Here is a 12,680-nt window from a genome sequence, read left to right as displayed (position 1 = left end):
GGAACTAGGCTGCCGTAGGCGCCGCTTCGCGGACATTCTGGTCAACATGCTCGGCAAATTGTTCGAAATTGTCGATGAACAGTTTTACCAGCTTTTGTGCGGTTTCGTCATAGGCGCTCGGGTCAGACCAGGTCGAACGCGGATCGAGGATCGCGCTGTCCACACCGGGAACCGATACCGGCACTTCGAAGCCGAAATTTTCGTCGATCCGGAATTCGCCGTCGTTGAGGCTTCCGTCCAGAGCTGCGTTTAGCAATGCGCGGGTTGCCTTGATCGGCATCCGGCTGCCTTCGCCATATTTGCCACCGGTCCAGCCCGTGTTGACCAGCCAGCAACGCACGCCGCCCTTGGCAATCCGCTCTTTCAGCAAATTGCCGTAAACCGACGGATGGCGCGGCATGAATGGCGCACCGAAGCAGGTCGAGAAGGTTGCTTCCGGCTCGGTCACGCCGATTTCGGTGCCCGCGACCTTTGCGGTATAGCCGGAGAGGAAATGATACATCGCCTGCTCTGGTGTCAGCCGGGAGATCGGAGGCAATACGCCGAACGCGTCGGCGGTCAGCATGATGATATTCTTGGGTACCGGACCCATATTTTTTTCCGAAGCATTCGGAATGAATTCGATCGGATAAGCGCCGCGGGTATTTTCCGCTTTGCTATTGTCATCCAGATCCAGTTCGCGGGTTTCCGGGTCCATCACAACATTTTCGAGAACCGTCCCGAACCGGCGCGTGGTTGCGAAAATTTCCGGCTCCGCTTCTTCGGACAGACGGATCATCTTGGCGTAACAACCGCCTTCGAAATTGAACACTGCGGTGTCGGACCAGCCATGTTCGTCATCGCCGATCAATACGCGGCTGGCGTCAGCCGACAAAGTGGTCTTGCCGGTACCCGACAGGCCGAAGAAAATCGCCGTATCGCCTTCCGGACCGATATTCGCCGAGCAATGCATCGGCATGACCGAATCGAGCGGCAGCAAATAGTTGAGCAGACCGAATACCGACTTCTTCATTTCGCCGGCATAGGCGGTGCCGCCGATCAGGATCAGCTTCTCGGTGAGATTGACTGCAATGACGGTTTCGCTGCGCGTGCCGTGACGCGCTGGATCAGCCTTGAAGCTCGGCAGATCAATGATCGTATATTCCGGATCGAAAGCCGCAAGTTCGTCTGCACTCGGCCGTACCAGCATCGTGCGGATGAAAAGATTGTGCCAGGCCAGCTCATTGATGATGCGGACATTGACACGATGTTCCGGCTGCGATCCGCCAAAGAGATCCTGCACGAACAACGTATCTTTCTCGGCCAATGCGGCGAGAAAGTCTTCCTTCAGAGCGGCAAAATGGTCCGGTGTCATGCCGACGTTTGTTTTGCCCCACCAGACACTGTCCTCGGTCTCGCCATCACGGACGATGAATTTGTCATTGGCCGAACGTCCGGTGTGCTTGCCGGTTTCCACAACCAGAGGTCCGTCTTTGGCCAAATGGCCTTCGCCGCGGGAAACGGCGGCTTCAACCAAAGCGGGAGCACCCAGATTCCAGTGCTGCTCGCCTGAATTGGTAAAACCCTGATCATTTAACGTTACAGACGAAACTTTTGGCACTGATAATCCCCTATGGCTTGAAACAGGTTAGGTCACGCCCACCCGGCGTATTTAAAATGGCGCTTACTGAACGCTGTCGAGTCGGTCAAATTTCTTCCCGCGACCTGACAAAAATACAGATATTCAAGACAGATTGCGACTCCATGTGTCAATATCGATAACGACAAGCTATCTTGTAACATATTATCCCATCCACTAGGTCACATTCAGCGCAAGTGGCAAAGGAACGCGAAATAATGGCAGCCAATATTGCTCTTGTCGATGACGACCGCAATATATTGACATCCGTGTCGATCGCTTTGCAGGCCGAAGGCTTTATAACCCGTGTATATTCGGACAGCGAAGCGGCGCTTCATGCGATATTGGAGAATCCGCCGGACCTTGCGGTTTTCGATATAAAAATGCCGAAAATGGACGGACTGGAACTGCTGAGGCGAGTCCGCGAAAAGTCGAATGTACCGGTTATTTTCCTGACGTCGAAGGACGAGGAGCTGGACGAGGCACTCGGCCTTGCGATGGGGGCGGATGACTATATCAAGAAGCCATTCTCGCAGCGGCTGCTGATCGCCCGGGTCCGGTCGATATTGCGACGGACGGAATTTATAAAATCCGTCGACGAAGGTCAGGATGAGGAAGCCGCCGAGCCATTGGTGCGCGGAAACCTGGAAATGGATCCGGCGCGCCATCTGGTCCGGTGGAAGGACGAAAATGTCACTCTGACGGTCACGGAATTCATGATCCTGGAGACATTGGCGCACCGGCCCGGTGTGGTAAAAAGCCGCAACCAGCTGATGGACGCCGCTTATCAGGATGATGTCTATGTTGATGATCGCACGATCGATAGCCATATCAAAAGATTGCGGCGAAAATTCCGTGAAGTTGATCCTGAATTTGATGCAATAGACACGCTATATGGAGCCGGATATCGCTACACGGAATAAAGATAGGCAAGAGGGTGACCGCAGCCTGTCACTCCGCTGGTCAGCCCGGCTTTCGCTGACCACCCGCATCCTGGTCGTCAATGTTCTGGCGATTGCGTTGCTGGCCGGTGGTCTCTTCTATCTCAATAATTACCGCGACCGGCTGACCGAAGAGCGGCTGGTGCAAGCCAGAATGCAGCTGACGATTGTCGCCGATTCCTTAGCGGCCGTTGACGCCCAGTATAAGAATGCCCTCATCCGGCAATTTTCCGACCATCTCGGTGCGCGGCTCCGGCTTTACGGTCCGGATGGCACAAAGGTCATCGACAGCTTTGCGCTGGCAAAACCGAATTACAAATTTGTCGATCCCGAAACAGAGCCGTTGCGCAAGGATATCGCCCGCCTGCTGGACCGCACCATCGAGAGCCTGGTTTTCAGTGCCCCGATCCCGAATTTTGGCGAACCGGCGAATGACGTCGCCGGCGAATGGCCGGAGCTTGTCGCTGCCCGGGACAGGTCAAAAGCCGTCAGCTCCGTCAGCCTGGCGCCCGACCGTACGCCGGTTATTGTAGCCGGCAAATCACTGCCCGACGGTGCCGGCACAATCCTCCTGACCGCAAACGCACGCGATATCACGCGGATTGTCAGAGCCGAGCGGTCGAGCGTGCTGCTGGTGATACTGATTGCCGCAACAGTATCGATATTGCTCTCGCTGTTTCTCGCGCGGACGATTGTCCAACCTATCAGAAAGCTCGCCCATGCCGCCCTGCGCGTTCGCATGGGACGCTCCGACGAAATTGCCATTCCGCGAATGCCGGACCGGCGCGATGAAATCGGCCAGTTGAGCCGTGCCCTTTCCGACATGAGTTCAGCCCTGCGGTATCGTATCAACGCAACCGAAGCCTTCGCCGCCGACGTCAGCCACGAAATCAAGAACCCCCTCGCCTCGCTGCGCTCGGCGCTGGAAGGGCTGGAGCGCGTTGATGATCCGGGCTTGCAAAAACAGCTTTTGGACGTGGCCAACGACGATGTCCGGCGAATCGACCGGTTGATCAACGATATCTCCGATGCTTCGCGCGTCGATGCCGAACTGGCCCGGGCCAAGTTTGAACCGATTGATATAGGGAAAATGCTGGAACAGTTGCTTGCCGCGCGCGAGCAGCGGGCCTCCAATCTCGACGTGCATATCGCCTTCGCACGGCCGGCAAAAGATGTCGCCAGAGTGATGGGTGACGGCGGCCGTCTCGAGCGTGTGTTCAGCAATCTATTGGACAATGCCGTTTCTTTCTCGCCCGATGGCGGTCTGGTTGAAATATTGGCTACCCCCGATGGTGACGAAATTGTCATCCATGTCGCCGATCAGGGCCCGGGCGTGCTCCCCGAACAGCGCGAACAGGTTTTTCAACGGTTCCACTCTGACCGGCCCGATGGCGAAGCATTCGGAAAGCATAGCGGCCTGGGACTGGCGATCGCAAAGACGATCGTCGAGGGCCATCAGGGTACGATCCGCATCCTGGACAGGCCCGGCGGACAAACGGGCGCCTTTTTTGAAATCCGGCTGCCAAAGGCCGCGGGGTGACCGATAGCAGCGATAGCGAGGAGCGGATGATCGTGCACGCCACCGCTGTTGCGATTGACGGCGCTGGCCTGTTGATTCGTGGTAAATCCGGGTCCGGAAAGTCCGATCTGGCTTTGCGGTTGATCGACCGGGGCGCGATGCTGATCAGCGATGACCAGGTCGAGATTAGCCGCGAGAATGAAAAATTATGGCTGAGCCCGCCAGCCAGCCTCGCCGGCAAACTGGAAGTGCGCTCGCTTGGCATATTGGAGCGCGATCATGTTTCCGGGATCGCGCTGGAATTGATCATCGACCTCAACGACAATCCGGACCGGTTCCCGATGGACAGCCAGAGCATGATTTTGCTGGGCATAAAATTTCCAGCCTGTACATTGGCGGCTATGGAGACGAGCGCAGCAATAAAGGCCGAACTGGCCATGCAACGCATAATGCAGGGCGCAATAGAATCATGAACGAGAAATCTGTCAAACCGGTCCTGCTGGTTACCGGCCTCTCCGGGGCCGGAAAATCGACCGCTTTGAAAACACTGGAAGATATCGGCTGGGAAACGATCGATAATTTCCCGTTTCGTCTTGTCGAGCGCTTGCTGAAAACCCCGCCGTCCAGTTCCCGCGGTGACAGCGATCCGCCGCTGGCAATCGGATTCGACAGCCGGACCCGCGGATTTGAACCCGACAAGCTGATCAAAAGCGTCAAGCGCCTGCAGAAAAAACAGGATTATCAGATTACCACGCTTTATCTTGATTGTTCCGGCAGCGAACTGGAACGGCGCTATAGCGAAACCAGAAGGCGGCATCCGCTGGCGCTGGACCGTCCGGCCAAGCAGGGCATAGCGCTCGAACGGACCATGCTCGCCCCGTTCCGTCGCTGGGCAGACCATGTGATCGACACCACCGATCTGACCGTCAACGACCTGCAGCGCGAAATCCGGCAGCAGTTCACGCTCGACAAGGATGCGGTCACCACGATCACCCTCACCAGCTTCGGTTTCTCCCGGGGTATTCCCAATAATATTGACCTTCTGTTCGACGTTCGCTTTCTAGCCAATCCGTTCTGGGATCCGGAACTCAAGCTGAAGACCGGGCTCGACGCAGATGTAGCCGAATATGTCGGCAATGATCCAGCCTATCCCGAAGCGATTGAAAAGATACTCGATCTACTCAAATTCCTGCTTCCGCGCTATCAGGAAGCAGGCAAGGCCTATGTCAACATCGGTATCGGCTGCACTGGCGGGCGTCATAGATCGGTACATGTTGCCGAGCGTCTGAGCAAAGACTTGCGTGCCACCGGATTTTCGCCCAATGTCCTGCATCGCAACTTGGCTTCAAGGCCAGTAGAAGCGCTCGAATCAATGCAGAAATCAAACGGAAACAGGGGAATTTAATCAAGTGATTGGATTGGTCCTCGTCACACACGGGCATCTCGCAACCGAGTTTGTCATTGCCATGGAACATGTTGTCGGCGCCCAGAAAGCGATCGCCGCGATTGGCATTGGTGCGCGCGACGATATGGAAGAACGCCGCAAGGAGATAGCCGGTTGTATCGCGAAGGTGGATTCCGGCGATGGCGTGATCATATTAACCGACCTGTTCGGCGGCACCCCCTCCAATCTGGCCATTTCTCTGATGGAAAAAGGCAAGGTCGAGGTAATCGCTGGCGTGAACCTGCCGATGCTCATCCGCCTCGACGGTGCGCGCAAATGCATGGACATTGCATCGGCGATCGCCGCGGCCAAGGAAGCCGGAATCAAATATATCAGCGTTGCTTCGGAAATATTGGGAAGCGATGCGTGAGTGAATTTCGTAAAACGGTAGAGATCACAAACAGCCGTGGGCTGCACGCAAGAGCCAGTGCGAAATTCGTGACCTATGTCAGCAAACTGCCGGAAGGACTGGATGTCCGGGTGGCGAAGGACGGCACAGAAGTGACCGGCACATCGATCATGGGACTGATGATGCTGGGCGCAGCCAAGGGCGACAGCGTCGAAATCATTGTCTCCGGCGACCAGGCCGAAAGCGCGCTGGAGAAACTGACCGGCCTGATCTTTGACGGCTTCGGCGAAGACTGAGACAATGCGCCACCAAATTACCGGTTTTTCCAACCCGACGATAAAACGGCTCAGAAGTCTGCGCGAAAAGAAGCACCGCAAACGCGAAGGACTGTTTCTCGCGGAAGGGCTGCGGATTCTGACGGAGGCGCTGGAAAGCGGCCGAACCCCGAAGATATTGGTGGTTGTCGAAGATACAGAACTGCATCCGCTGGCACAGAAAATCGAGGCAGCGACCATTGCTGACGGCGGTGATGTCATCGAGACCAGCGAAGCAATCATCGCCAAGCTCTCGGGCAAATCCAATCCGCAATCGATCATCGGAATTTATCCCGATCATCCCGTCGCACTGGAAGAGCTGGATCGATCCAAATCCAATATCTGGCTCGTCGCGCAAGCGCTGCGCGACCCCGGCAATCTCGGTACGATATTGCGGACCGGCGATGCGGTTGGCGCCGGCGGTCTGATCCTGATCGACGATTGCGTCGATCCCTTTTCGGTCGAGGCAGTGCGCGCCAGCATGGGCGCGGTTTTTACCCAGCAGATCGCCCAGGCTCGCTGGCCGGAATTTCTGTCCTGGCTGCGCGACGGACCCGGGGAACTGGTCGGCACCAGTCTCAACACCGACATGGACTATCAGTCGGTGCAATATCAATCGCCGACCTTTCTGCTGATCGGCAACGAAGCACAGGGATTGCCGGAAGAATATGAAGCGGCCTGCGACACGCTGGTCAAGATGCCGATGATGGGCAAGGCCGACAGCCTAAACGCTGCGGTCGCCGCCTCGGTCATGGCTTATGAAGTGCTGAACCAGGGCCGCCATAGATAGTTTGGCGTTATTCCCCTCTCTATGTTAGCTTGCTGACGGAGGGGGAAAATATGAAAAAGATAATCTCATTGTCATCGCTGGCAACACTGGCGCTCACGGCCTGCGGAGCGCCTGCGGAAGAACCACCGGTCGTCGAGGAGCAACTGGGCGACTATAGCGCCATCGGCACCGAGCCCGGCTGGAACGTCGAAATCAAGGACGAGAAAATCCTATTCACTTCTCAGGACGGCAAGGATTTCACGTTGCCGGTTGAACGGACGAAGAAAACCGAGGGCGGCTGGGAACTTAGAGGCTTTTCCGGCACCGATAATATCAACGTCTACATCACCAGCGGCGACGAATGTAACGATGGCATGAGCGACCGCACCTATGCCGATACGGTCAAGGTAGAAGCAAGCAACAACGGCGTGTTGAACGGTTGCGGTGGAAGCTTTACCGAAGGGCCGGACGGTCCGGCCTAGGGCCTATTTTGATGCCCGGTCGCTGATTTCCCGATCATCTTCGATCAGTTTGTCGGCGACCGAATCACTATAGCGGGGCAAAGCTTCGATTTCCGGTACCGGTTCGAGATCCTTCTTGCCGGTTTCGATTTGCAGCTCGGCAAATTTGCGTCCGGTCGCCATGATGTTCCGCTCGAAGCTACCGACAAATTTATTATAATTACCGACGGCGCTGCCAAGGCCCGAACCCATGCGCTTCAGATGTTCGCCGGCAACCGCTAACCGGTCATACATTTCCTTGCCCAATTGCCCGATCTGCTTGGCTTCGGCGGCCATTTTTTCCTGCCGCCAGACGCCAGCGACAGTCCGCGCTATTGCCACCAGATTGGTCGGCGTGGCGAGCAGCACCTTCTTCTCGAAAGCATGGTCCCACAGTGTAGGTTCATGCTCGAGAGCAGCGGCGAGGAAATGCTCGCCGGGCACAAACATGATCACATAATCCGGCGCGTCCTCGAACTGGTCCCAATAGGCTTTTTTCGACAGGCCATCGATATGCGCCTTCATGCTGTTGCAGTGGCGCGCCATGGCAAAATTGCGCGCCGCTTCGTCATCCGCTTCAAATGCATCCTGATAGTCGTTGAGCGACACCTTGGCATCGATCACCAGCTTGCGACCGCCGGGCACGTTTATCACCGCATCGGGACGCAGACGGCCTTCATCGGTATCTATACTCTGCTCGGTAACGAAATCGGTATGTTCGGACAGTCCGCAGGTCTCGAGGACATTTTTGAGCTGCTGCTCTCCCCAACGCCCGCGCGATTTCGGCGCGTTGCGCAGACTGTTCACGAGACGGGCGGCTTCCTGTTGCACCCTGTCCTGCCCCTGCCTTACCTGTTCGATGGTCGCGCTGATCCCGGCGTAGGATTCGGTGCGCTCTTTCTCGATCTTGGTGATCGACGCTTCGTAAGTCGCCAGTCGTTCGTGCACGGGCTGCAAAAGCTTGGCGATCTTCTCGCCGCCCTTTTCATTGGCCTGATCAAAGCGCTGGTCGGCGCGCTCGAGAAATTGCCGCTGGGCCGTTTCCAGCATTTTCGCGCCAATTTCGGAAAATTGCGCTGACAACGCCTCTTTTGCTTCGATCAGCTGCTGCATCTGCTTGTCATGATTGCGGGCATCGGCCTGCAGCGCTGCCAGCTCGGTCTTCGCCGCATCGCGCTCGTCGCGAACGCCGTCGAGCGTGATCCGCAAGGCATCGGTAGCCTGAGCGGCTTCCTTGGCCGCCTGGACCGCATCTCTGGTTGCCTGAGCGGCATCCTTGGCCGGCTTGCCGCCGATAAACCAGCCCAGCGCCAGACCGCCCAGCAGAGCGATGACGATAGCGAAAATGACAATGATGGGATCCAAATTAATTCACTTTCCAATAAGAACGAAAAGAGAACCTAGGATCGTTTTGAAAAATAGGCAATACTCGTCAATCCGCGAAAGACAATTCAGAGCGGTGCATTCGATAGCTGCCGTTCGTCCTGAGCCTGTCGAAGGACAGTTCAAGCCGATAGCTGCGCTTCGACAAGCTCAGTGCGAACGGAGTCTTATAAGCTGTGAAATGAACTGACCATCAGGCCGCGATGCCGTGTTCCTTGCGCAGCTTCGCCAGCTTCTTCAGCACCATTTGCCGCTTCAGCCGCGACAGATGGTCGATAAACAATATGCCTTCGAGATGGTCCATCTCGTGCTGCAGACAGGTGGCCAGCAAGCCTTCGATCTGCTCTTCATATTGCTTGCCTTCGACATCCTGCCAGCGCGCGGTGATCGCTGCGGGGCGTTCGACATCGGCATATTGATCGGGCACCGACAGACAGCCTTCGCTGTACAGGTTCAGATCCTCGGACGGGTCCAGTATTTCCGGATTGATGAACACCAGCGGATCGTTGATCACGCCATGGTCATGGTCGCAATGTTCGCCATGTTCATGCTCGTGCGGTGCCGGTTCCTGCAAATCGATCACCAGCACCCGCTTTGGCACACCGACCTGTATAGCGGCCAGACCGATGCCGGGCGCGTCATACATGGTTTCAAACATGTCCTTGACCAGCGTTTTCAGTTCGTCATCAAACGCGGTCACGGGTTCGGACACAATTTTCAGGCGCGGATCAGGCACCTCGAGGATCGGTAATATAGCCATGCTCCAAATTTAGGGATTCCAGCGGGATTCGTCAAGCGGCGAGCAAGAGTGTTGCAGACCATCGAAAGATCCGGCTGCAATCAAAGACCCGTCTCGCGTGCCGGAACGGTTTTGCAGTCAACGCGATCACCGGCGTGTGCGGGGAAAATAATAAGGCGTGCGGTCCATTATCCTGAACCGCACGCCTTATTTAATCAGCGTCTGATGTTTGGCTTAGAACTGGCCACGCAATGTGATGCCATAGGTTCTTGGTTCCGCAAGGAAGGCCGAATAGGTCTGCTGCGATGCGACAAATGGCGTGTTGAACGCAACCTGCGAATAATTCACATTGAACAGATTTTGTGCCCAGCCTTCGATGGCCCATTTGTTGTCAGGGCCACGGATACCGATCCGCGCGTTTACCAGCGTGAAACCGTCCTGCTCCTTGCCGTAAAGCAAATCCGATCCGGTGTTATAGTCGCTGGTCGTACGCGCATTCACATAGAACAAGCCCGTCAGTCCGCTGCTTCCGATTGGCGGCGTATAAGACAGTGACGCGGTGGCTGTGATTTCAGGCGCGTTCGACAAATTGTCACCTGGCAGCAGGCGCAACGCAGGATCCAGCGCTTCGCCGGTATCCCGGCCCACCAGATCATTTTCGTAGCTGGTATCGGTATAGGTCAGGCCCAGAGAGACATTTACGTGCCGAACCGGATTGAGAGACGCTTCCAGTTCAACGCCCTGCGCGACAACGCCATATTTGACATCATCAGAGGCACAGTTGCCTGTTGTACCATCAGCATCAATGTCCGCGCCGTTCAGATCAGTGCTGCAAGCATTGATATTCTGGACGAGGAAAACAGAGCCGTTGAACGTATTCAGCTGGAAATTGTCAAACTGCTGACGGAACGCAGCAACGCTCAGCGAGAATTCCCGCGTCGAGTATTTTGCGCCAATTTCAAATGCGTTCACCGTTTCCTGGTCGAACTGAAGATTGTCCGTGTCGCCAGTCAATGCCGGATTGGCCAAAGTTGAACTGGTCAACGCAGACCGGTCAAGGTTGAAGCCGCCAGCCTTATAACCGCGCGAATAGCTACCATAGAGCAGCAGATCATCGGTTGGCTTGTAGGAAAGGATTGCCGTGCCGGTAAATTCATTCTCGCTGCGGCTGTCGCTCAAGGTAACGCCGTCCAGTTCAGACGTTGAATTACCCTGACATGACAGACCGATCAGACCGCCTGCCAATGCACCAAGTGGTCCACCGAGCAACGGCGTAAACAATGCGCGTTGCGTTGGGCACATCGTGTTGTCGTTGGTAAAGGCAGCGTTAAAATCCTTGGTTTCATTGGTATAACGCAAACCAAGGGTCAGATCGAGCTTGTCGGAAATGTGGAAGATGTTGTGGGTGAAAAACGCAAAATTCTCGCTTTTCTGATTATAGACATCGAGCACCGTTCCCTTGTCATTGATCGTCGCCAGATTATCCAGTCCGGCAAAAATCAGTGGCGTGGCAGCACCGAACGCGCCAGCGCCGCCATTTGCGGCTTGTAGTGCAGCTCGTCCGCCCGCGCTCAGGCAGCCTGTGCTGGTTGGTGACGCCAGAGCAGGATTAACCGCGTTGACAATACGGCATGGCGCGAAGGCACCATATTGCGTACCGAAACGGATATTATCCCGTGTTTCAAGCTTTTCGTTCGCGTAAAAACCGCCGATCAACCAATCCAGCTTGTCGTCGAAAGCCGAACCCTGCAGCCGCAGTTCCTGGGTGAAGGTTTTAAATTCCCGGGCACCGGCATCTTTATTCGGCTCGCGATAAAGGATGTCCACCTGCGTGTAATCCGTGTCGGATGCCTGGAAGTTGGAATATTCACGATATCCGGTGATCGACGTCAGGTTGAGGTTGCCCAGTTCGGCATTAACTTCAATCGAACCACCGAAATCCTCTGTTTCTCCGGCATAAGAACGACCGGGTGTGACATAGATATCCCGGTTAAACGTACTTTGAGTAAGCGCGTTCGAGTTTTGGCCCAAAGCCAAAAGCACCGGAATGATCGGATTTTCTACACTCGTCAAAGCGGGTGAACCAGGTTGAGGACGGGTAAAAGGATCCAAACTCAGGTTTCCGTTTGGTAAAACTCCACTTTCCCGGAGGGCCAACGGAGCAAATTCAGGTTGGACGAACGTTGCTGCGCAGCAGGACTCGTCTTTCTTGGAATAGTCACCGATAACGCGGACGCTCAGGCCGTCATTTGGTTCAAACAACAATTGGCCGCGCACCAGATAGCGGTCTTTGTTGTTGACGTCGGTGCCGTTTACGACGTCGTTATAGAAACCGTCGCGCTTCAGATAAACGCCGTCGATACGCGCAGCGATCGTGTCGCTCAACGGACCATTGATGCCGCCTTCCAGGCGAAGCTGATCATAATTGCCATACGTCGCGGAGGCGTGTCCTGAAAACACGAATTCCGGTGCTGCAGTGGTGATGCTGATCATGCCGGCAGAAGAGTTCCGCCCGCCCAACGTTCCCTGCGGACCCCGCAGAACCTCGATCCGGTCGATCGGACCAAGTTCGCTGAGCGCATTACCGCTACGCGAACGATACACACCATCAATGAACACCGCCACGGAGCTTTCGAGACCGGGGTTGTCACCCACGGTACCGATACCGCGGATACGGGCAGAGCCGTTGGCTTCGTTGCCGGTCGATGACACAAGCAATGAAGGCGCAAGCTGATTGAGCTCGCGAATATCGCTGGTTCCGCTCTGCTGCAATTGTTCCGCGCCGATGGCCGACACGGCAATAGGCACGTCGGACAAAGCCTGCGCCCGGCCCTGTGCGGTTACCACGATCACATTATTATCGTAAGTGCCCTCATCGCTTCCGCTAGCTTGGTCGGCCGCATCTGATTGGGTCTGTGCATAGACGGGGGCCGTGGCGATTGCTGCTAGTGCGATTGCGCACGCAGACAGATTCAATGCTAGTTTCATAACATGCTCTCCTAAAAACTTCTTTTTTTTATACCCAGAGATGATAGCCCGGCATTTTGCATTTGAAAGCCAAATCGGGGGGTGTTGCGCCGGTTTTCTGCCAACTGTGTCTTTAT

General features: G+C 55.7%; 12 protein-coding genes. 8 read left to right on the top strand and 4 right to left on the bottom strand.

The genetic code is table 11. The annotated features are described in order from the left end of the window. Positions 1-4: 4 nt before the first annotated feature. Positions 5-1,600 (bottom strand): phosphoenolpyruvate carboxykinase, encoded by a 1,596-nt coding sequence (locus ACWFTY_RS09260; protein WP_447523948.1) that lies wholly within the window; start codon positions 1,598-1,600, stop codon positions 5-7. Between the two features lie 236 nt (positions 1,601-1,836). Between ACWFTY_RS09260 and ACWFTY_RS09255 the strand changes: the two genes are divergently transcribed. The 8 genes from ACWFTY_RS09255 to ACWFTY_RS09220 are packed head-to-tail and all read left to right on the top strand — an operon-like array spanning position 1,837 to position 7,436. Then, entirely contained in the window at positions 1,837-2,541 is a 705-nt protein-coding gene (locus tag ACWFTY_RS09255) for a response regulator (RefSeq protein ID WP_447523947.1), read from the top strand. Beyond that, positions 2,513-4,099 carry an ATP-binding protein gene (locus ACWFTY_RS09250; protein ID WP_447523946.1) on the top strand — a complete coding sequence of 529 codons (1,587 nt, stop codon included), beginning with the start codon at positions 2,513-2,515 and terminating at the stop codon, positions 4,097-4,099. The genes ACWFTY_RS09255 and ACWFTY_RS09250 overlap by 29 nt, the downstream gene beginning before the upstream one ends. Further along, on the top strand, positions 4,096-4,551 hold the full coding sequence (locus ACWFTY_RS09245) for an HPr kinase/phosphorylase (protein ID WP_447523945.1): 456 nt from the start codon (positions 4,096-4,098) through the stop codon (positions 4,549-4,551). Before ACWFTY_RS09250 ends, ACWFTY_RS09245 begins: the two co-directional genes overlap by 4 nt. Beyond that, a complete protein-coding gene (rapZ, locus tag ACWFTY_RS09240) occupies positions 4,548-5,483 on the top strand; it encodes an RNase adapter RapZ (protein ID WP_447523944.1) in 936 nt (311 codons plus the stop codon). Before ACWFTY_RS09245 ends, rapZ begins: the two co-directional genes overlap by 4 nt. Before the next feature lie 4 nt (positions 5,484-5,487). Next, complete coding sequence (locus tag ACWFTY_RS09235; RefSeq protein WP_447523943.1) at positions 5,488-5,892, top strand: PTS sugar transporter subunit IIA; 405 nt, start codon at positions 5,488-5,490, stop codon at positions 5,890-5,892. Continuing rightward, the gene (locus ACWFTY_RS09230) at positions 5,889-6,167 is read left to right on the top strand and encodes an HPr family phosphocarrier protein (protein ID WP_447523942.1); all 279 of its coding nucleotides are present in this window, start codon (positions 5,889-5,891) and stop codon (positions 6,165-6,167) included. Before ACWFTY_RS09235 ends, ACWFTY_RS09230 begins: the two co-directional genes overlap by 4 nt. Positions 6,168-6,171: 4 nt before the next feature. Further along, positions 6,172-6,975: a TrmH family RNA methyltransferase gene (locus ACWFTY_RS09225; protein ID WP_447523941.1), complete on the top strand. Its 804-nt coding sequence runs from the start codon at positions 6,172-6,174 to the stop codon at positions 6,973-6,975. Between the two features lie 50 nt (positions 6,976-7,025). Next, positions 7,026-7,436: a COG3650 family protein gene (locus ACWFTY_RS09220; RefSeq protein ID WP_447523940.1), complete on the top strand. Its 411-nt coding sequence runs from the start codon at positions 7,026-7,028 to the stop codon at positions 7,434-7,436. Between the two features lie 3 nt (positions 7,437-7,439). On the opposite strand, the gene ACWFTY_RS09215 is transcribed toward ACWFTY_RS09220, so the two are convergent. From ACWFTY_RS09215 to ACWFTY_RS09205, 3 genes are all read right to left on the bottom strand, one after another. Further along, complete coding sequence (locus ACWFTY_RS09215; protein ID WP_447523939.1) at positions 7,440-8,819, bottom strand: DNA recombination protein RmuC; 1,380 nt, start codon at positions 8,817-8,819, stop codon at positions 7,440-7,442. Between the two features lie 211 nt (positions 8,820-9,030). After that, positions 9,031-9,597: a peptide deformylase gene (gene def / locus ACWFTY_RS09210; RefSeq protein WP_447523938.1), complete on the bottom strand. Its 567-nt coding sequence runs from the start codon at positions 9,595-9,597 to the stop codon at positions 9,031-9,033. A 213-nt stretch (positions 9,598-9,810) separates the two neighbouring features. Next, the gene (locus tag ACWFTY_RS09205; protein ID WP_447523937.1) at positions 9,811-12,564 is read right to left on the bottom strand and encodes a TonB-dependent receptor; all 2,754 of its coding nucleotides are present in this window, start codon (positions 12,562-12,564) and stop codon (positions 9,811-9,813) included. Positions 12,565-12,680 lie beyond the last annotated feature (116 nt).

It is taken from the genome of Parasphingorhabdus sp. NYA22 (genome assembly GCF_976973735.1).
Note: the sequence above shows the minus strand (reverse complement) of the source record. Positions and strands in the feature narration are given on the sequence as shown.